The sequence below is a fragment of the Pseudomonas sp. YuFO8 genome (assembly GCF_035065025.1).
Lineage (GTDB): Bacteria > Pseudomonadota > Gammaproteobacteria > Pseudomonadales > Pseudomonadaceae > Aquipseudomonas > Aquipseudomonas putida_AE.
Map to the genome: position 1 here is coordinate 15,814 of NZ_JAXDEQ010000057.1, position 18,898 is coordinate 34,711.

An 18,898-nucleotide genomic window follows, 5' to 3' on the forward strand; every position below is an offset into this window, starting at 1 on the left:
CTGTCACAATCATCGCGGGCCATTGCAGCAAATCGGCGTATTCCAAGGTATGTCCCTCCGCTCGCTCCAGCAGGCGCCTCTTATTTCTTGTGCGGTAGCACCGCTCCCAATACCTGCTTGGCGGTTTGCAAGATCACCCCGGCCTCGTTCGGGTCACCCTTGAGCAACGTCGTGGCAAACTTTTTCGCCTGTTCGAGCTTGATGTGTGGCGGCAACGGCGGCACGTCGGGATCGGTCTTGAACTCGATCAGCACCGGAACATCCGAGGCCAGCGCCTGTTCCCAGGCGGCGGCGACGTCTTCCTCGCGGTCTACGAAAATTCCTTTCAGCCCAATCGAAATGGCGAACAGGTGGTACGGCACGTCTGGAATGCTTTGCGATGCCTCGAACTTCGGATCCCCCTCCATCACCCGTTGCTCCCAGGTGACCTGATTGAGGTCCTCGTTGTTGAACACCGCACAGATCCATTTTGGGCTTTCCCACTGTTGCCAGTATTTGGCGACGGTGATCAGCTCGGCCATGTTGTTCATCTGCATGGCACCATCACCCACCAGCGCAATCACCGTGCGCTCGGGAAACGCAAACTTCGCCGCAATCGCATAGGGCACCGCTGCGCCCATTGAGGCCAATCCGCCGGAAAGCGAGCACTTCATGCCGCGACGAATTTTCAGATCGCGGGCATACCAGTTGGCGCACGAACCGGAGTCGCTGGTGATGATCGCCCGCTCCGGCAAACGAGGTGACAGCTCGTAGACCACCCGTTGTGGATTGATCGGTTTGGCTTTGACCATGGCGCGTTTTTCCAGGGTCTTCTCCCAACTACCGCGCCAGCCTTCGACTTTTTTGCGCCATTTGCGTTCGGTTTTCTGTTCGAGCAACGGCAGCAATGCAGCAAGTGTTTCTGCAGCATCACCCACCAGGTTGACCTCCATGGGATAACGCAAGCTGAGCATGTCCGGTTGCAAGTCGATCTGCACGCCGCGCGCCTGCCCTTCTTTGGGCAAGAACTCGGAATACGGGAAGCCCGAGCCGATCATCAGCAAGGTGTCGCATTCGCTCATCAGCTTGTAACTGGGCTCGGTGCCGAGCAAACCGATACTGCCGGTGACCCAGGGTAAATCGTCGGGCAGTGCGGCTTTACCGAGCAACGCCTTCGCCACACCGGCGCCAAGCTTCTCCGCCACCGCAATCACTTGATCGGTGGCCTGCAGTGCACCGGCCCCAACCAGGATCGCGACCTTTTGACCCGCGTTCAAAACGTCTGCCGCTCGCTGCAGGTCCGCCTCGTAGGGCACCACTCTCGGCTTGCTGTAACCAACGCCCGAATGCGCCGTGCCATGGGCACGGGCTGGCGCCTCATACTCAAGATCTTGCACATCATTGGGCAGAATGATTGCCGTCACGCGCCGTAAACCGATGGCAGTGCGCACGGCCCGATCGATCAAGTGCCGTATTTGCGCCGGCGCCGAAGCCTGCTGGACAAAGGCTCCGGCGACATCCTTGAACATCGACAACAAATCGAGCTCTTGCTGGTAATGGCTGCCCAACGCCGTGCGCGCCTGCTGGCCGACGATGGCCAGCACTGGCATGTGATCCATCCGGGCGTCGTAAAGCCCAGTGATCAAGTGCGATGCGCCAGGGCCCGAAGTGGCAATGCACACGCCCAACTCACCGGTGAACTTGGCATGCGCCGACGCCATGAAGGCAGCCATTTCCTCATGCCTGGCCTGAACGAATTCAATCTTCCCCTTGGCCCGGCTCAGCGCTCCGAACACGCCATTGATGCCATCCCCTGGATAACCAAAGATCCGGGTCACACCCCATTCGCTGAGCCGTTCAATCAGAAAGTCGCCCACTGTCGTCGTCATGTCGTTCCTCGCCTTCAACCCGTGCATCGAGCATTTCCGACAGAACATCCCGTCGGAACGTGTAAGGGTCTGGACACCCGCGTGCAGATCGAAGTTCTGCCGGATGTCAGTCAGTCGCGTTGAACTCGTACCTTCCCGCTAAAGACGCTGAAGCCATAGGTGTTGTAGATGAGCGTTACCGGGATCAGCACCGCGAAACCGACCAGCATGAAGATCTGGCTGTTGGGGCTTGAGGCAGCCGCCTGCAAGGTCAGCTGCGGCGGCACGATCATTGGAAAGAGCGCCGCGATCATCAATGCAAACGCCACTATGAAAACGCCCAATGCACAGAACAGTGGCAGAAAATGACGACAGCTTCGAAACCCCAGGACAAAACCAATCGGCAGTGCAACCAGCAGCGTCATGGCCGGCATCCACACCAGGGGATCTGCCAGCCGTTGTGCATAGCGAGTATCCAAAGTCGCCGTCCAGGCCACCAACAGGCTCAACAACACGATGGTGACGGCCGCCAGCCTCTTCGCCTGCAAGCTGGATCGCCTCTGGAGTTCCCCTACGGTGCGCCAATAGAGCCAGCAAGCCCCCAACCATGTATACCCCACCACGAGCACTGCACCACAGAACAGCGGGAACACGTTGAGCCACTCCGCGCCATCACCACTGTATTGGCCGCCATGATTCGGTACACCTTGTACGAGGGTTCCCAAGATGATTCCCTGTGTCCCGCCGGCCAGCAATGAACCGCACGACAGCAATCCATCGACCAGGCGCTTGAGACCATCGCTGGGGGCGTAATCTCGAAATTCCAACGCAACGGCGCGCAGAATCAGCGCCAGAAACATCAAGATAAATGGCCAATAAAGCGCCGGAAGCAGGATGGCGTAAGCCAATGGGAACAACGCCAGCAGACCGCCTCCTCCCAGCACCAGCCACGTTTCGTTGGCATCCCAGATCGGCAAGATTGTCACGGCCATCGCCCGTCGATCCTTACCGCAAGGCGTAAGGCCCATCAGCACCCCGACGCCCAGATCAGTGCCGTCGAGCAGCACATAGTTCATCACCGAGAAGGCCAGGGCCGCGGCAGAAAGCAGAACGATCCAATCAGTGTCCGGCATGGATTGAGCTCCTCAGGATTGCCCTGTCTCGTCTGCCAGCGTCGGTTGCGGCCCGGCTTCGCCCTTTCGCGGTGGCTCGCGCAAAATTCGCAACAGCACCCAGAGACCGATACCGAAGGTCAGCAGGTAAAACACCAGGATCGTCCACGTTGCGCCTATCACCTGCTGGCGCGACACCGACGACAGGCTGTCAGCTGTGCGCAGCAAACCATAGACGGTGAAAGGCTGGCGACCTACCTCTGTCACTACCCAGCCACAAAGCATCGCGAGGAATCCAGCCGGGGCCATCAGCACACACCCGCGCAGCATCCAACGCGCGGTGTACACCCTATGGCGCCAGCGCAACACCAAACTGGTCAGCCCCTGCCCCACCATCAACAGCCCCAGACCCACCATGAACCGAAACGCGAAAAACACAATCGGCACCGGCGGAATGTTTTCGGGAGGGAATTCGTCCAGCGCGGCGATGGTGCCCGTCAGATCGTGCCGCAGGTACAAAGAGCCAACACGAGGAATAGCCACTTCCCAATGATTACGACGTTCGGTCATGTCGGGAATGGCAAACAGTCGCAACGGTTCACCCGCGCCGTCAGGCGGACGCGTCCACGAGCCTTCAATAGCAGCAACCTTCAGAGGTTGGACCTTGAGACTGTGTTGCCCATGCAAATCGCCCACCAGGATTTGCAGAGGTGAGAGTACGACGATCATCCACAACGCCATGGAAAACTGAAGGCGTGCTCTAGGGTTTTCCGGCTGCCGCATCAGTTGCCAGGCGCTGATACCGGCCACCAGGGTGGCGGTGCCGAGAAATGCCGCCAGCGTCATGTGGGCCAGCCGATAGGGAAACGATGGATTGAAAATGATCGCCCACCAGTCCTCGGCCATGAAGCGGCCATCAGGGCCCAGGGTGTAACCGGCGGGCGTCTGCATCCAGGAGTTGGCCGACAGGATCCAGAACGCGCTAATCAATGAGCCCACGGCAACCGCACAGGTGGCGAAGAAATGCAGACGAGGGCCGACCTTCTTCAGGCCAAACAGCATGATGCCCAGGAAGCCCGCCTCCAGGAAAAAAGCGGCAAGCACTTCGTAGAACATCAACGGGCCCAGGATATCGCCTGCCTGGGTGGACAGGCGCGACCAGTTAAGTCCGAACTGGTACTCCAGAATCAGACCCGACGCCGTGCCCACCGCCACATTGAGCGCGAATATCTTGAGCCAGTAGAGGTAAACATCCAGATAGATTTTTTGCCCGCGCCACAGCCAGAGACCTTCCAGCACCATCAAAAAATTGGCCAGCCCGATGGTGAGTGCAGCCAACACGATATGAAAGCTTATGGTGATCGCAAACTGAGCACGCGCAGCCATCAGCGCCGAATCAAAGGTGTCCATGCCCTCAACGCTCTAACGGGATGACAGAAATCTTGCCGTTACGCTCCAGGATCGCAAACTTGATCTGGTCAATGGTTTCTATGCCTTGGCTTGAGCGGGCCGCTTCCATCACATCTGCTTCGACCAGCCGGGCATGCCGTAGGCGCTTACTTAAAAGCTTTCCGTTTTCAACGATGATGGTAGGACCGCCATCAATGAGTTTTGACACCCAGCCCGAGCGCTGCTTGAGCAGTGAAAGGCCGACATCGATGGCGATCAACGTGACGATCACCAGGACAGAATTCGTCAGGGAAAAGTCATCCCCCAGCAATGCCTGCTGCGTGGCTTCGCCAATGATCATCAACAACACAAAATCGAATGTCGTCAGTTCCGCCAGTGAACGCCTGCCGGCGATCTTGAACAGCACCATCAACACCAGATACATCGCGAAGGCACGCAATACCGAATCCATATATCACCTCAAGGGAAAATGAATTGATCCATGGCCACAGGTGCCGCGCCTGGTGATGACACGCGGGTACTGAACAGTCCCAATCCGTCACCACGCAACGTCATATACAGATTCGCGCGTCCATGGGCATCCGCTTGCAGCCATAGCTTCATACCCTCCCCGCCACTGCTGGCGCGGCCTGGCTCCGGCAGCATTGATTCGATGCTGAAACCATCCAGTAACGCCCCGGAGAGCTCGAGCTCGACCATCGCATCCGGCGCGCCGACTACACTGATCACCATTGGATTGGTCGAACCGTTACGGTGAAAAACCTCGTACTGCACTCTGAGTCTGCCATCGCTGCCCTTGACGTCTCGGGAGCTCATCGGCCCGCGTGAGAACATTCCGCATAATCCCAGCACAACCAACAGCACCAACACGTACCAACCGCATCGCTCGAACCGCCAAACCTTGATCTGACAGGCCATGTCTTCACGAACGGGGTAGTCTCGGTTCTTGTAGTCGTCGTGGCTGCCTTTATCGCTCATGGCATGTTCCTACCCTCGTTCACCCGCCAGTGCACGGCGGTGGAAGTCCGGTAAATGCTTCAACGCGTATTCGGCGGCTTGGCGCTGCACCTGGCAACGAGTGTCGAAAAAACGATGTTTATGACTGAACACACTTCGGCCCTGTTCCGATTGAAAAGCCCAGGCGAAGCAGACTGTTCCTGCCGGAATACCATCGATATCTTCCGGGCCCAGTATTCCAGTGGTCGCCACGGCAACATTGGCCGTGCTGTCGTACAACGCACCCAGGGCCATCTCTCGGGCGACCTCGCAGCTGGTGAGATTGAAGGTCTCGATGGTCTGGGGATTGACTCGCAATAGACGCTGCTTGGCTTCAGGGGAATAAACCACATAGCCACTTTCGATCAGCTCACCGCTTCCCTCGATCTCCGACAAAAGCGTCACAATTTTTCCTGCCGTACACGACTCTGCGGTTGTGAGCACAAGATTGTGCTCACGAAGGTAATCAACAGTCCTGGCTGCAATGGACATCACATTTTTTCCGATGAGGTCTTCGCAGTTGACCCTTGCAAGGCTCGTTCATTCCAAGTTCTGCTCACGGGACATGTACTTCCTGTTCCGAGCCAATTCACTGAGTGGCAAAAACAAACAAGGCGATTTGTTAAGGCCAATAAAATCAATCACTACCTTTACATGAAATAGCTTTGAATTTTTTCGTGCACTGCCACTCTATGAGCAAATGGAGGGGAATCCATTGATGGACTGCCTATTTTGTGAACAAACCAGTGTAGGAGGTTTCATGAGCGCGCAGCCAATTGAGTACTCTTTCGAGGTCTATGAGGAGTCTTTCGCTAATGCCCCTGTCTGGAGCGTTGAAGCAACAACGCCCTTCCCGGCTGTGTCGATAGGTGATCGTTTCAATCATCTGGGCCTTGAGGTTGCCTGGGGCAGAACGGCCTCCGAGGAAGAGGAATATCGAGTAGTCGACATCGACCATGTTTTTTCGAATAGCGCAGGCAAGCTTGCTTACAAAAGCAGGGTGAAACTGATGCTGACACACCGCAACCAGGTATTTTGAATAGCCTGGTCAACGCCGTGATGCTAGCCGCTCGACAGAAATCTCAATTCAATCCCGAGCCGCTTGTCATTTGCCAAGGCTTAGGGCAGGGTCGATACCACCGAGATTTCTGTCAAAGGAGTCACCCATGTCAAAGCTATATCCCAGTATCGATCCCGAAGGACTGGTCGAGTACTCAGTGGTCTACACCGACCGCTCGCTCAACCACATGTCGCAGTCATTTCAAGGCGTGATGAAAAACATTTCCAAGACCCTGAAGCAGGTCTACAACGCCCAGGGTGTTGCGGTGGTCCCGGGCAGCGGCACATTCGGCATGGAAGCGGTGGCGCGTCAGTTTGCCACCGAGCAGCGATGCCTGGTGATACGCAACGGCTGGTTCAGTTATCGCTGGAGTCAGATCCTTGAGATGGGCAACATCCCGGCGGCCACCACGGTGCTCAAAGCCCGCCCGGTCGACACCGGTCGCCAGGCGGCCTACGCCCCACCCCCTCTGGACGAAGTGCTGGCAGCCATTGAGGCGTCGAGGCCACAGATTGTCTTCGCCCCCCACGTTGAAACCTCATCAGGGATTATCTTGCCCGACGAGTACCTGCGGGCCGTCGGCGACGCCGTGCATGCGGTGGGTGGCCTGTTCGTGCTGGACTGCATCGCCTCAGGCACGCTTTGGGTCGATATGCACAAATGCGCAGTCGACCTGCTGATCAGCGCACCGCAAAAAGGCTGGAGCGCCTCCCCTTGCTGCGCCCTGGTGATGTTTAGCTCCCTGGCCCTCGCGCGCATCGAGAAGACGCAAAGCAGCAGCTTCGCCTGCGACCTGAAAAAGTGGCTGCAGATCATGCAGGCCTACGAACAGGGCGGACATGCCTACCATGCGACCATGCCCAGCGATTCCCTCGCGCGATTCAACGAAGTGATGAAAGAGACGCAAGCCTACGGTTTCGACAAGGTCCGCGACGAACAGCAGGCGCTGGGCGATCGGGTGCGCGCCATGTTGACCGGCAAAGGTTTCAAAAGCGTGGCCGCCGCCGGCTTCCAGGCCCCTGGCGTCGTGGTGAGCTACACCGATGATGCCGACATCAAGAACGGCAGGAAATTTGCCAACCATGGCCTGCAGATCGCCGCCGGAGTGCCGTTGCAATGCGACGAGCCGGCCGACTTCCAGACCTTCCGCATCGGTCTGTTCGGACTCGAAAAGCTGCACAATATCGAGCGCACGGTCAGCACCCTCGAGCAGGCACTGGACGAGGTGATGGTTGACTAAGCCCTCATAACGATTTAGCCAATCTGTTGCGTTGACCGGTTGAATCCACAGCCAATAGCGGACATTCAGTCCCGCTATTGGCCTATCATCAGGCCTCCCTATTCCGAATCTTCAATTGACCTTGTTCAATTGCGGCAGCGGCCATTTGCCCGAGAGCACATCCTCTGAAGGTTGATACAGGCGTAACATCACGTAGAAGTCGCCTGCGGGTGCCGGTAGCCAGTTGGCGGCATTCTCTCATGAACGTCGCCGCCCGGACGGGATCCCGGGCCATGGAAGCTTCAAGGAAATTGCGTTGGCCATTCGAAGCTCAAGATGGTTCCAATCTCTCGTATTGACATATCGGTAAATCTCGATATCCTAGGGTTATGGAATTGATCGAAATATTCAAAGCCCTCTCAAACCCTACGCGTCTTCAAATCCTGAAAGGCTTGAAGGACCCCGTAAAGCACTTCCCTGCGCAGGATGAAGGTGACGTTCACACGGTCGGCGTTTGCGTCAGCAGTATTCAGGAAGGTATCGGACTGTCGCAATCAACGGTGTCCGGTTATCTGGCCACGTTGCAACGAGTAGGCCTGGTGGAAGTCAGGCGCATCGGGCAGTGGACCTACTACAAACGCAATGAAGCAACCATCAGTGCGCTTGCCGAGATCATTGGCAAAGATCTGTAATTTTTTACCGCAATATATCGAGATTTCTCGATATCTCTTTTTATAGATGCGAGGATTTACCATGAAAGCGATGATACTTGAATCATTCGGCGGTCCTGAATCGTTCGAACTCTGCGATGTACCCAAGCCCGTGCCGCACGCGGGACAGATCCTGGTCCGGGTACACGCAACCTCCATCAATCCATTGGATTACCAGGTTCGACGTGGCGATTATCCCGACATGGTGCAACTGCCAGCCATCACCGGACATGACGTATCCGGCGTTGTCGAAGAAGTGGGGCCAGGTGTGACGGCCTTCATTCCAGGAGACGAAGTCTGGTACACCCCGCAAATATTCGAAGGGCCGGGAAGTTATGCCGAGTACCACGTCGCTGACCAAAGCATTGTCGGCAAGAAGCCTGCCTCGCTGAGCCATCTTGAGGCGGCAAGCCTGACCCTGGTGGGCGGGACGGCGTGGGAAGCACTGGTGGTGCGTGCGGCGCTCAGGGTCGGGGAAAGCATTCTTGTACACGGCGGCGCGGGAGGCGTCGGTCATGTCGCCATCCAGCTGGCGAAAGCCATGGGTGCAAGGGTGTTCACCACCGTGCGCGAAGCCAACATTGAGTTCGCACGCCGCGTGGGTGCCGATGTGATCATCGACTACGAAAAAGAAGATTATGTTGACGCCGTCTTTCGCGAAACCGGTGGCCGCGGCGTTGATGTGGTGTTCGACACCATCGGCGGCAACACATTGTCACGCAGCCCCGATGTGCTCGCACAACTTGGCCGCGTCGTCACGATCGTGGACATTGCGCAGCCACAAAACGTCGTTCAGGCCTGGGGCAAGAACGCGAGTTATCACTTCGTCTTCACCAGGCAAAACCGCGGCAAGCTTGATGAGTTGAGCGCACTGGTAGAGCGCGGTCAGCTTCGACCACACGTTGGCGCTGTCTATTCGCTTGCCGACATTCCCCTCGCTCATGCCCGGCTGGAAAGTCCCAACAACGGTATTCAAGGAAAAATCGCGATTGCCGTCGAGCCATCGCTCCTCTCGTAAATGCGAACTTTTAATCGTTCAAGTCAATTTTGAGGTAAGCCATGATCTATGAAATCGCTCTGCTCCCCGTTCACAAAGAACGCATCGAGATGTTCCGACAAGCATTTGCCGAGGTCGCTCCTTTGCTCACCCGCGCGAAAGGTTACGGCGGCCACCTGCTCGCGCAAGGGATCGAAAGCCCCGAGCAGTTCAACCTGATAGTGAGATGGCAATCACTCGAAGATCACACGCCGGGCTTCGAAGCGAGTGAAGACCATCGGCTGTTCATGATGGGCCTGGAGGAATATTTTTCGGAGGAACCGAAGGTCTACCATATTGAAGGGAATACCGTCGGCATGGGTGCTGTCAGCGCTTCAAGCGGCTTGTGGCCTTAAAGAAAATAGCCGTTGTCGGAAACAGACGTTCTGTGACCTGCAACTTTCGGCCGGAAGCAGACGTTTAGCCTCGTGTCCCAATCATTCATAATAATTGTTCCACCAAGAACGACAATTCATGCGCTTATGTTTGATCAATACTTGAAACGATGGGAACTGACCATCGACGGTGATGCTTTTATCTCGCTGAATGGCAATCTACTGCCCGTTCGCCACCACGGTGTACCAGCCATGCTCAAAGTCTCGCAAGAGCTGGAGGAGCAAGCAGGCAACCTGCTCATGACTTGGTGGGACGGTGATGGCGCGGCGCCTGTGCTGGAACATGATGGCGCGGCCTTACTTATGGAGCGCGCGAGCGGCTCGGTCTCGCTTGGGCACATGGTGAGCTGCGGACAGGACGACGAGGCTACTCGCATTCTCTGTGCCGTGGCCGACCGCCTTCATGCACCACACGCAAAACCGGTTCCTGCTTTGGTCCCACTGGAGCAACGGTTCGAAGCCCTGTGGAGCGCAGCGGCAACACGCCGAGGGATCTTTGAACAATGCGCAAAAACCGCTCGCGAACTCCTGGATGCGCCACGCGACGTCAGGGTACTGCATGGTGACATCCACCACGGCAATGTGTTGGACTTCGGACCCAAGGGATGGCTCGCTATCGATCCCAAGGGACTGTACGGTGAGCGCGGCTTCGATTACGCGAATATTTTCTGCAATCCCGATAGCAAAAGCGCTCTGGCGCCAGATTGTTTCTCGCGCCGGATCGATATCGTGACACAGGCCGCCGACATCGATCGCCTCCGGTTATTGCAATGGGTGCTCGCCTGGACCGGGTTGTCAGCAGCCTGGATGCTCGAGGACGACATTGAGCCGGCCATCCCCTTTGGGGTGGCGAAGCTTGCAGCGTCGGCGCTTGGGTTGTGAGTTTTACAGTAAGGCACAGCCAGGATAATTTTTTGTCAGCCTTGGGTCGATTGTTACATTGCCGACTCAAAACAATGGAGACCACACGTGAGAAAGCCGCCTATGAAAATCATCATCGAGGAATGGGATGGCGACGGTGCGATTCGAATTCCTGATGAGGCGTTGCAGGAATTGGAGTTGGATGTTGGCGACTCGCTGTACTTGATAGAGGAATTCGTCGGCAACACGCGCTGCCTGGTCCTGTCAACGAAACCTCAAATCGCGGATCGAATAGACGAGTTCACTGAATCCTGGGATAGCGAACAGCACGGTAGCGCCGAGGGTAAATGAGGAAGTCACTCTACATTCAACCAGGTCGTGAAATACCGTGATGGCGCAGTTTGCGATAGAGCGTATTGCGACTGATCCCCAGGCGGGCGGCAACATGGGCGATATGCCAGTGTTCCGCCTCGATCAACTTCAGCAGCGTCTGCCGTTCGGAAAGTCCAAGCGGATTTTCGGCCAGCGCGGCTGACGCTGGCGCTGCCGGCAGCAACTCCGCCAGGTCGTCCAGCGTGACACGCCCCTCCCACGCCAATGCCACCAGTGTGCGCAGGCACGTACGCAACTGTCGGACATTGCCTGGCCAAGGCTGCGCCAGCAAGCGCTCCCTGACACCCGCTTCCAGCCGAACCCTCGCCCCTGCTGCCTCCTCGCGCAGCAACAGGTCGAGCAAACGGCCCTTGTCTGAACGCTCGCGCAACGGCGGGAGCTGCACGGCGAAGCCGGCGATGCGATAGAACAGATCTTCGCGAAAACGCCCTTCGGCCACACAGGCTTGCAGATCCTGGTGGCTGGCACTGACGAGGCGTATGTCGAGCGCACGGGCCGTCGCGCCGCCCAGCGGCACCACCTGGCGCTCCTCCAGCACACGCAGCAGGCGAGTCTGTAACGCCAGTGGCATATCGGCGATCTCGTCGAGAAACAGAATGCCGCCATGGGCCTGTTCCAGCTTGCCGATCATCCCGTCCTTGCGTGCGCCGGTGAAGCTGCCGCCGCGATAGCCGAACAGCTCGCTCTCGATCAACGACTCTGGAATGGCCGCGCAATTGATCGCCACAAACGGCTGGCCCGCCCTGGAGCTGGCGCGATGCAGCGCCGCCGCAAACGCTTCTTTGCCGGTACCGGTTTCGCCCTGTAGAAACACCGGGACATCACGCTCCAGAACACGCAATGCGCGCGCAAAGCCGCGTTGCAGGCGCGGGTCTTCCAGGCACACGTGCACGTCATTGATCTTGGGAATAGCAGGCGTGACTGAAGGCTCGTGGCGCAAGGGTTCGCGCAACTGTCCGTAGAGCAGGCGCCCATCCATCAGGCGCATTGGCCAGCAGACACTCGGCTGAGCGCTGGCCTGACTCATCACCTGATCGATGGGTGTTTCCAGCAGCATCGTCAGCGATTGTCCAAGCACCTGCTCACGGCTGAGACCCAGCAGCTCCAGCGCAGCCTGATTGACTGAGCAGATACGGGCACTCTCGTCGAAACCGAGCAGGCCTTCGCCCAGCAGCCCAACGAAACCGGCCTCAGGATGAAAGCGCAGCAAGTAGCGCTGCGGATCATGCCCCAGGAAAAAACTGCTCTCGATCAACCTGGCGGACAGGTTGGTCAACGCCATGGCCTTGAAGTGTTGCGCCAGACTGTGCTCCTCCCGCACCGAAGAGAGGTTGAGCACTGCAAGCAACTCTCCGCTCGCATCGAATATCGGGCTGGCCGAACACGTCAGGCCGACGTGCTTGCCGCGGAAATGTTCATCACGACGGATGGTGACGTGCTGCCGCTCGACCAGGCAGGTGCCGACACCGTTGGTACCCTCGCAATCTTCGCTCCATACCGAACCGAGCCACAGTCCGGCACGCTGGAACTCGGCGCGTTCGGAGTCGTTGAACACACTGTCGATCGCCACACCGCGAGCATCGGTGAGTAGCACCACATGGCCGTCACGCCCGAGCTGCTGGTGCAAACTGCTCATCTGCCAGTGCGCCACGGACATGATGCTTTCCAGCGGCGCGCGGTGATCCTGCAGGCGTGGGTGCTCCACTACATTAGGCGCGCGGCGGCTGGCGGGATCGAGCTGATGCTGATCCAGGCAACGGCGCCAGGACCGTGTGATTGCCAGGTTGACGGGAGTGTCGTGGCTGGCGGGCGTGCCCTGCACGGCTTGGAGCACTTGTTGTGCATGGGCGTTGATCAAGGCCGGCTTCATAGTTCTTGTTCTCCGTTACGGTCAGGACACGGGGCTGTTCGAAGCTTATATGAAAAGATCGCAAACAGCGCTTTTTGCACCGGGTGACACTCTGTCATCCGCCATTCCCAAAATCGTGACATGAACCCGCGCCACAGCCTGGGCGGTACTGCGCCAACCGCTCTGTAACGGGGCTTTCATGAAGATGGCCCGAGCCTTGCTCAAGGGCAATTGTTACCACAACAACAAGATCGGGAGAGGCTCCATGAACATCGCTGTCGAAACCCCTCTGCAAACGCCAACTGCCCAGCTCGCGGCTTGGGTCGAAAACCTCGGCGAGCGTCTCGCCCAACGTGATCTGGACGGCGCGCTGGAACTGTTTGCGCAAGAGTGTCACTGGCGTGACCTGCTGCTTTTCAGCTGGAACCTGGTGACCCTGGAAGGCCAGCCTGCCATCCGCGACATGCTCGAAACACGCCTCGACCCGACGCGTCCCGAGCAATGGAAACTCGAAGGTGAGGCGACGCTCAATAACGGTGTGCTCGAAGGCTGGATCAGTCTGGAAACCGAGGCGGCGCGAGGTAAAGGCTACGTGCGTCTGAAGGAGGGCCTGTGCTGGACGCTGCTGACGACCATGCGTGAGCTCAAGGGCTTTGAAGAACCCAGGGGCCGTCGGCGTCCAATGGGTGCCAATCATGGTCACGCCCACACCGACAAACGCAACTGGCTGGAACGCCGTCGTGACGAAGAAGCTTCGCTGGGCATCACCACCCAACCTTACTGCCTGATCGTGGGCGGCGGCCAGGGTGGACTGGGGCTCGCTGCGCGGCTCAAGCGAATGGGCGTGCCAACGCTGATCGTCGACAAGGCCGAGCGTCCTGGCGATCAGTGGCGCGGTCGCTACAAGTCGCTGTGCCTGCACGACCCGGTCTGGTACGACCATATGCCTTACCTGCCCTTCCCCGATCACTGGCCGGTCTTCACCCCAAAGGACCAGATTGGCGACTGGCTGGAAATGTACAGTAAAGTCATGGAGCTCAATTATTGGCCGCGTACAGAATGCGTGAGCGCCAGCTTTGACGAGCAAAGTGGCACCTGGAAGGTTGAAGTGCAGCGCGATGGCGAGCCTGTGACTTTACAGCCGACCCAGTTGATCCTCGCCACCGGCATGTCTGGCGTACCCAATGTTCCAGATTACCCGGGTGCCGAGGTTTTCAATGGCCAGCAGCATCATTCCAGCCGCCATCCCGGCGGAGACGCCTGGCGCGGCAAGCGCGCGGTGGTCATCGGTGCGAACAATTCGGCCCACGATATCTGCGCCGACCTGGTGGAGAACGGCGCCGAGGTGACCATGGTGCAACGCTCCAGTACCCACATCGTGCGTTCCGACAGCCTGATGGATCTTGTCTTCGGCGGGCTCTACTCCGAAGACGCCGTGGAAACGGGGCTGACCACGGACAAGGCCGACATGCTGTTCGCCTCGATCCCCTACAAGGTGATGCCAAGCTTTCATCAACCCATCTTTGACGCGATCAAGGAGCGTGACAAGGACTTCTATGAGCGCCTGGCCAAGGCAGGTTTCATGCTCGATTTCGGTGACGACGAGTCTGGCCTTTTCATGAAGTATGTTCGCCGTGGTTCCGGTTACTACATCGACGTCGGCGCCAGCGAACTGATTGCCAATGGCACGATCAAGCTCAAGAGCGCGCCTGGCCTGGGTGTCGAACGCATCGAAGCCGATGCCGTCGTACTCAACGACGGCAGCCGACTCCCGGCAGACCTGATCGTCTACGCCACGGGCTATGGCTCAATGAATGGTTGGGCGGCGAAGCTGATTTCCCAGGAAGTCGCTGACAAGGTCGGCCGCTGCTGGGGCCTGGGTTCTGGCACCACAAATGATCCTGGACCGTACGAGGGCGAGCTGCGCAACATGTGGAAGCCAACACAGCAGGACAACCTCTGGTTCCACGGTGGCAACCTGCACCAGTCACGGCATTATTCGCTGTATCTGGCGCTGCAGTTGAAAGCGCGTTTCGAAGGCATCGACACGTCCGTCTATGGACTTTCCGAGAGTCACCATACGGGCTGAGTCAAGGGGCGCCCAGCCTTGGTTGGGCGCCCTCTCCACAGTACCCTGCATGCAGATCCAACTTACGAATGACCATTCAACGCTGTGTTCGATAATCGATTTGTGTTCGTTAATCGCACGACATCGCGTCTCGGGGCACCCTCCTCGACCCATTGTTTGGCACCCTATGCTCCATTGCATTAACCGTGATTCACGCGGTTTTCCCTTGGATCATTCTGTTCAGCCGAATAAAAACAGGAGTACGCCTTGATCAATAAAACATTTGAATCCGTCGCTGCCGCACTGGACGGCATTGCCGATGGTTCGGTCATCATGGTCGGTGGCTTCGGCACTGCCGGGATGCCGTCGCAGTTGGTAGATGGCGTGATCGCTTCGGGCGCTCGCGACCTGACCATCATCAGCAACAATGCCGGCAACGGTGAAATCGGCCTGGCCGCCTTGCTCAAGGCCGGGCGCGTTGCCAAGGTGATCTGCTCGTTTCCACGCCAGTCCGATTCCTATGTTTTCGATGAACTCTACCTGGCCGGAAAGGTGCAGCTTGAGGTCGTGCCGCAAGGCAACCTGGCCGAACGTATTCGTGCGGCAGGCTCTGGCATCGGTGCGTTTTATTCGCCGACCGGTTATGGCACGCTGCTGGCCGAAGGCAAGGAAACCCGGGTGATCGACGGTCGCAACTATGTGCTGGAAATGCCGTTGCACGCCGACGTTGCACTGATCAAGGCCGAAAAAGGCGATCGCTGGGGCAATCTCACCTATCGCAAGGCTGCGCGTAATTTTGGACCGATCATGGCCATGGCAGCGAAAAACACTATCGCCCAGGTCAATCAGATCGTCGAGTTGGGAGAGCTGGACCCGGAACACATCATCACCCCGGGGATCTTCGTCCAGCGCGTGGTCTCCGTGCCGCGCGCCACTTACTCGAACGCCAACGTCAACTGAGGCCCGCCATGACTGTCATGAAAAAACTATCGCGCAGCGAAATGGCCCAACGTGTGGCCGACGATATCCTTGAAGGTTCCTACGTGAACCTGGGCATTGGCGTACCCACGCTGGTGGCCAACTACCTGGGTGACAAGGAAGTGTTCCTGCACAGTGAAAACGGTGTACTGGGCATGGGCCCAAGCCCTGCACCGGGTGAGGAAGACGATGACCTGATCAACGCGGGCAAACAGCACGTGACGCTGCTGGCCGGTGGCGCCTATTTTCACCACGCCGATTCGTTCTCGATGATGCGCGGTGGGCACATCGATATTGCCGTGCTGGGCGCCTTCCAGGTCGCGGTCAACGGTGACCTCGCCAACTGGCACACCGGCGCCGAAGGTTCCATCCCGGCCGTGGGCGGTGCGATGGACCTGGCGACAGGCGCACGCCAGGTGTTCGTCATGATGGATCACCTGACCAAGACCGGCGAAAGCAAATTGGTGCCGCAATGCACCTACCCGCTGACCGGCATTGGCTGCGTGACGCGGATTTATACCGACCTGGCTATTCTGGACGTCACTTCAGACGGCTTGAAGGTCCGGGAGATTGTTGCCGATATCAGCTTTGAAGACTTGCAAACGCTCAGTGGCGTGCCGTTGATTCGATAACAGATCGATTGCGCCGTTTGCAACGGCGCAACTTTCCAGCGGTCGTGGTTGCGAAGCGCTAGCCGGCGAATCATTGCCAATGCGCGCGCAGCAATGCAAAAAACCGCACGTCTATCCAATTCTCCCTTTCCAAAATGCGCGACCATCTCTTCGACTTCCGTGAGGCGATGGACATGCAAGCGATGAATACAACACAGGCTAAACTGAGTGGGTTGCGCCGCCAACCCCAGCCAGTGAGCTGACCCATGCTGGTTGCATCGAAAGCCCTGTTTGCCGCTCAAGAGCTGCGAGTCGCTTGCGCGCTTGTTCTGGTCACCTGCACCCCCAGTGGAACAGCCTTGGCGTCGCAAGCGGCGCAACCGTCACAAGGGTTTCGAGAAGGCTCTTCACTTGAAGTGCTCAGTCGAAACTTTTACTTGAGCAATGACTATCGCTCACCTTCGCCTTCAGGCAAAAACTACACCCAGGAATGGGCCCAAGGGTTCATTACGTCGTTCGAGTCCGGATTTACCTCTGGTGCCATTGGTTTTGGCATCGATGCCCATGGGTTTCTCGGATTGAAGCTCGACGGTGGCAAGGGGCATTCCGGGACGGGATTACTGCCACTCGACCAAGAGGGACGTAGCGAAGACGATTATTCCAGTGGTGGCGGCGCCCTCAAGCTGCGCACCTCTCGCACCACCTTGGCGTTCGGTGAAATGACCGTGGAAACGCCGGTGTTCGACACGGCGGACAAACGCCTGCAACCCGAGTACGCCACCGGCCTGCTATTGGATAGCCGGGAAATCGATGACATGCACTTACTGGCAGGTCACTTCACGGCTTTCAAGAACCAGAACGCATCGACCAGTAAAGGCGATTTCGCAGGTTACGGTGTGAGTACCCGAACGGGCGGCATCGATTTCATTGGCGCCAACCTGTTTGAAGAACGCCCGATAGGGGGTGCGCTTTATGTCTCACAGCTGAGTGACACCTGGCACCAATACTATGGCAACTTGCACCTGAAGCAGTCCGGCGTATTCGTCGACGGCAACGTTTACCACACCAGGGATTATGGCGAGTCGGTGGCCGGAGCCATTGATAACACTGCCTACAGCCTGGCTGGCAAATACACCGCCGCAGGCCATGGTTTCACCCTCGCCTACCAAAAGATCAACGGCGACACCCCGTTCGATTTTGTCGGCGGCGACTCCATCTACCTTGCCAATTCGATCAAGTATGCCGACTTCAATGGCCCCCATGAACGTTCCTGGCAGGCCCGTTATGACCTCGACCTGGGCAGCTACGGCATACCTGGATTGAAATTCATGACGCGTTACGTCAACGGACGCGGTATCGACGGAACCCACGCGCCCCAAGGCGGAGGCTATAACCCTTTCGACGAATCGACTGGAGAGTACGTTCCTCAACAAGGCGATGGTGGACGACACTGGGAGCGCGATATCGATCTTCGGTATGTGCTGCAGTCAGGGCCGGCCAAGGACTTGTCTGTGCAGCTGTCCCACGTGGTCCATCGGGCAAACAGCGCCCAAGGCGGCGGTGACATCGACAGGATCTACATTGTGATCGAATACCCGCTCAAGTTTGGGCGGTTTTAAAACAGCTCAGGGACAACCTATGGTTCCGTTCAGTCGTCCCTTTGCATCCACGTCTCAACTCATCAGGCGACTGCTCGCCAACCTAATTGGGCACGCGCCTCTTGCAGGTCGGCCTGCATGTCGTGGTTCCACAGCCAGTCGAACCGCTCGGCGAGGGTCTTGCCCAGTAGTTGTTCGTCGTTGGCTACCGCCGGGTCACGCAGTTCATACAGCTCGCCGGCTTCCCAGGAGGTGCGCTGCACACGGCAGGCACGGGGGCGACGGATGGCGTCGTAAGCCGCGAGCACCGCTTGTGGCTGGCTGTCCAGAACCTGCGGATCGGCCAGCAGTCGCGCCAGGAGCCAGGCGTCTTCCAACCCCTGGCCTGCGCCAGCGCCCTGGTGCGGCAACATGGCGTGCGCGGCATCGCCGATCAGCCCTACGCGGTCGTGCACGTAGCAAGGCAACTCGTCGAGTTCATGCAGCGCCCAGAGGGTCGGTGCCGGAATGCATTCGAGCAGCACCCGGGCAGCATCTCCCCAGTGATTGAAGGCAGAGAGCATTTCTTCCTGGCTGGCATTGCGCACCCAAGGAGCATCGCTTGGCCAGGTCGGATCAGGGCGGCTGCGATCGGAGATGAAGGCCACGACATTGATAAGGCGGCCCTGTTTGACCGGGAATGTGAGGATATGGGCATCGAGTCCCAGGTACATCTGCGGGACATCGATCAAGTGCTCATCGACACCGCGCGCCCG

The 18,898-nt window shown here is 58.1% G+C and carries 19 protein-coding genes and 1 pseudogene; 11 read left to right on the forward strand and 9 right to left on the reverse strand.

Annotated elements, in window-relative coordinates; translation table 11 throughout:
* Positions 1-80 precede the first annotated feature (80 nt).
* The 6 genes from SOP95_RS29235 to SOP95_RS29260 form a co-directional block, all read right to left on the reverse strand.
* Positions 81-1,868, reverse strand: coding sequence for a thiamine pyrophosphate-requiring protein (locus SOP95_RS29235; RefSeq protein WP_323609209.1), 1,788 nt, complete (start codon positions 1,866-1,868; stop codon positions 81-83).
* A gap of 110 nt (positions 1,869-1,978) precedes the next feature.
* Positions 1,979-2,980, reverse strand: coding sequence for a cytochrome d ubiquinol oxidase subunit II (gene cydB, locus SOP95_RS29240; protein ID WP_323609210.1), 1,002 nt, complete (start codon positions 2,978-2,980; stop codon positions 1,979-1,981).
* Positions 2,981-2,992: 12 nt separating this feature from the next.
* Positions 2,993-4,369 carry a cytochrome ubiquinol oxidase subunit I gene (locus SOP95_RS29245; protein ID WP_323609211.1) on the reverse strand — a complete coding sequence of 459 codons (1,377 nt, stop codon included), beginning with the start codon at positions 4,367-4,369 and terminating at the stop codon, positions 2,993-2,995.
* A 4-nt stretch (positions 4,370-4,373) separates the two neighbouring features.
* The gene (locus SOP95_RS29250; RefSeq protein ID WP_274075271.1) at positions 4,374-4,820 is read right to left on the reverse strand and encodes a DUF421 domain-containing protein; all 447 of its coding nucleotides are present in this window, start codon (positions 4,818-4,820) and stop codon (positions 4,374-4,376) included.
* Between the two features lie 8 nt (positions 4,821-4,828).
* Positions 4,829-5,347 (reverse strand): hypothetical protein, encoded by a 519-nt coding sequence (locus tag SOP95_RS29255; RefSeq protein WP_323609212.1) that lies wholly within the window; start codon positions 5,345-5,347, stop codon positions 4,829-4,831.
* 9 nt (positions 5,348-5,356) lie between these two features.
* Positions 5,357-5,857: a CinA family protein gene (locus SOP95_RS29260; RefSeq protein WP_323609214.1), complete on the reverse strand. Its 501-nt coding sequence runs from the start codon at positions 5,855-5,857 to the stop codon at positions 5,357-5,359.
* A 268-nt stretch (positions 5,858-6,125) separates the two neighbouring features.
* Here SOP95_RS29260 and SOP95_RS29265 point away from each other — a divergent pair, with 268 nt between their 5' ends.
* Positions 6,126-6,404 (forward strand): hypothetical protein, encoded by a 279-nt coding sequence (locus tag SOP95_RS29265; RefSeq protein WP_323609215.1) that lies wholly within the window; start codon positions 6,126-6,128, stop codon positions 6,402-6,404.
* A 127-nt stretch (positions 6,405-6,531) separates the two neighbouring features.
* Entirely contained in the window at positions 6,532-7,665 is a 1,134-nt protein-coding gene (locus SOP95_RS29270; protein WP_323609216.1) for an aminotransferase class V-fold PLP-dependent enzyme, read from the forward strand.
* A gap of 111 nt (positions 7,666-7,776) precedes the next feature.
* Here the strand turns inward: SOP95_RS29270 and SOP95_RS29275 are convergent.
* A pseudogene (locus SOP95_RS29275) lies at positions 7,777-7,890 on the reverse strand (hypothetical protein); the annotation flags it as partial.
* 143 nt (positions 7,891-8,033) lie between these two features.
* Here SOP95_RS29275 and SOP95_RS29280 point away from each other — a divergent pair.
* From SOP95_RS29280 to SOP95_RS29300, 5 genes are all read left to right on the forward strand, one after another.
* On the forward strand, positions 8,034-8,336 hold the full coding sequence (locus SOP95_RS29280; RefSeq protein ID WP_323609217.1) for an ArsR/SmtB family transcription factor: 303 nt from the start codon (positions 8,034-8,036) through the stop codon (positions 8,334-8,336).
* 61 nt (positions 8,337-8,397) lie between these two features.
* Positions 8,398-9,372 (forward strand): zinc-dependent alcohol dehydrogenase family protein, encoded by a 975-nt coding sequence (locus tag SOP95_RS29285; RefSeq protein ID WP_323609218.1) that lies wholly within the window; start codon positions 8,398-8,400, stop codon positions 9,370-9,372.
* A 41-nt stretch (positions 9,373-9,413) separates the two neighbouring features.
* Positions 9,414-9,746: an antibiotic biosynthesis monooxygenase family protein gene (locus tag SOP95_RS29290; protein WP_323609219.1), complete on the forward strand. Its 333-nt coding sequence runs from the start codon at positions 9,414-9,416 to the stop codon at positions 9,744-9,746.
* Between the two features lie 126 nt (positions 9,747-9,872).
* Positions 9,873-10,667, forward strand: coding sequence for an aminoglycoside phosphotransferase family protein (locus SOP95_RS29295; protein ID WP_323609220.1), 795 nt, complete (start codon positions 9,873-9,875; stop codon positions 10,665-10,667).
* Between the two features lie 102 nt (positions 10,668-10,769).
* The gene (locus SOP95_RS29300; RefSeq protein ID WP_323609221.1) at positions 10,770-10,997 is read left to right on the forward strand and encodes an AbrB/MazE/SpoVT family DNA-binding domain-containing protein; all 228 of its coding nucleotides are present in this window, start codon (positions 10,770-10,772) and stop codon (positions 10,995-10,997) included.
* Positions 10,998-11,013: 16 nt separating this feature from the next.
* On the opposite strand, the gene SOP95_RS29305 is transcribed toward SOP95_RS29300, so the two are convergent.
* A complete protein-coding gene (locus tag SOP95_RS29305; protein ID WP_323609222.1) occupies positions 11,014-12,909 on the reverse strand; it encodes a sigma-54-dependent Fis family transcriptional regulator in 1,896 nt (631 codons plus the stop codon).
* 244 nt (positions 12,910-13,153) lie between these two features.
* On the opposite strand from SOP95_RS29305, the gene SOP95_RS29310 reads away from it, so the two are divergent.
* The 4 genes from SOP95_RS29310 (at position 13,154) to SOP95_RS29325 (ending at position 18,164) form a co-directional block, all read left to right on the forward strand.
* Positions 13,154-14,977, forward strand: a complete 1,824-nt coding sequence (locus tag SOP95_RS29310) for an NAD(P)/FAD-dependent oxidoreductase (RefSeq protein WP_323609224.1) — start codon at positions 13,154-13,156, stop codon at positions 14,975-14,977.
* Between the two features lie 246 nt (positions 14,978-15,223).
* Positions 15,224-15,916, forward strand: a complete 693-nt coding sequence (locus SOP95_RS29315) for a 3-oxoacid CoA-transferase subunit A (RefSeq protein WP_323609225.1) — start codon at positions 15,224-15,226, stop codon at positions 15,914-15,916.
* 8 nt (positions 15,917-15,924) lie between these two features.
* Positions 15,925-16,566, forward strand: a complete 642-nt coding sequence (locus tag SOP95_RS29320) for a 3-oxoacid CoA-transferase subunit B (RefSeq protein WP_274075281.1) — start codon at positions 15,925-15,927, stop codon at positions 16,564-16,566.
* Between the two features lie 245 nt (positions 16,567-16,811).
* Positions 16,812-18,164 carry an OprD family porin gene (locus SOP95_RS29325; protein ID WP_323609226.1) on the forward strand — a complete coding sequence of 451 codons (1,353 nt, stop codon included), beginning with the start codon at positions 16,812-16,814 and terminating at the stop codon, positions 18,162-18,164.
* 62 nt (positions 18,165-18,226) lie between these two features.
* On the opposite strand, the gene SOP95_RS29330 is transcribed toward SOP95_RS29325, so the two are convergent.
* On the reverse strand, positions 18,227-18,898 hold a 672-nt coding region (locus tag SOP95_RS29330), incomplete at its 5' end, for an FAD-dependent monooxygenase (RefSeq protein ID WP_323609228.1).

What these genes read in the sequence shown, in the direction of transcription:
- SOP95_RS29290 (WP_323609219.1), top strand. Translation starts at nt 9,414, where the DNA reads ATGATCTATGAAATCGCTCTGCTCCCCGTTCACAAAGAACGCATCGAG.
- SOP95_RS29295 (WP_323609220.1), top strand. Translation starts at nt 9,873, where the DNA reads ATGTTTGATCAATACTTGAAACGATGGGAACTGACCATCGACGGTGAT.
- SOP95_RS29255 (WP_323609212.1), bottom strand. Translation starts at nt 5,347, where the DNA reads ATGAGCGATAAAGGCAGCCACGACGACTACAAGAACCGAGACTACCCC.
- SOP95_RS29265 (WP_323609215.1), top strand. Translation starts at nt 6,126, where the DNA reads ATGAGCGCGCAGCCAATTGAGTACTCTTTCGAGGTCTATGAGGAGTCT.
- SOP95_RS29280 (WP_323609217.1), top strand. Translation starts at nt 8,034, where the DNA reads ATGGAATTGATCGAAATATTCAAAGCCCTCTCAAACCCTACGCGTCTT.
- SOP95_RS29260 (WP_323609214.1), bottom strand. Translation starts at nt 5,857, where the DNA reads ATGTCCATTGCAGCCAGGACTGTTGATTACCTTCGTGAGCACAATCTT.
- cydB (WP_323609210.1), bottom strand. Translation starts at nt 2,980, where the DNA reads ATGCCGGACACTGATTGGATCGTTCTGCTTTCTGCCGCGGCCCTGGCC.
- SOP95_RS29305 (WP_323609222.1), bottom strand. Translation starts at nt 12,909, where the DNA reads ATGAAGCCGGCCTTGATCAACGCCCATGCACAACAAGTGCTCCAAGCC.
- SOP95_RS29235 (WP_323609209.1), bottom strand. Translation starts at nt 1,868, where the DNA reads ATGACGACGACAGTGGGCGACTTTCTGATTGAACGGCTCAGCGAATGG.
- SOP95_RS29270 (WP_323609216.1), top strand. Translation starts at nt 6,532, where the DNA reads ATGTCAAAGCTATATCCCAGTATCGATCCCGAAGGACTGGTCGAGTAC.
- SOP95_RS29285 (WP_323609218.1), top strand. Translation starts at nt 8,398, where the DNA reads ATGAAAGCGATGATACTTGAATCATTCGGCGGTCCTGAATCGTTCGAA.
- SOP95_RS29245 (WP_323609211.1), bottom strand. Translation starts at nt 4,369, where the DNA reads ATGGACACCTTTGATTCGGCGCTGATGGCTGCGCGTGCTCAGTTTGCG.
- SOP95_RS29300 (WP_323609221.1), top strand. Translation starts at nt 10,770, where the DNA reads ATGAAAATCATCATCGAGGAATGGGATGGCGACGGTGCGATTCGAATT.
- SOP95_RS29310 (WP_323609224.1), top strand. Translation starts at nt 13,154, where the DNA reads ATGAACATCGCTGTCGAAACCCCTCTGCAAACGCCAACTGCCCAGCTC.
- SOP95_RS29320 (WP_274075281.1), top strand. Translation starts at nt 15,925, where the DNA reads ATGACTGTCATGAAAAAACTATCGCGCAGCGAAATGGCCCAACGTGTG.
- SOP95_RS29250 (WP_274075271.1), bottom strand. Translation starts at nt 4,820, where the DNA reads ATGGATTCGGTATTGCGTGCCTTCGCGATGTATCTGGTGTTGATGGTG.
- SOP95_RS29325 (WP_323609226.1), top strand. Translation starts at nt 16,812, where the DNA reads ATGCTGGTTGCATCGAAAGCCCTGTTTGCCGCTCAAGAGCTGCGAGTC.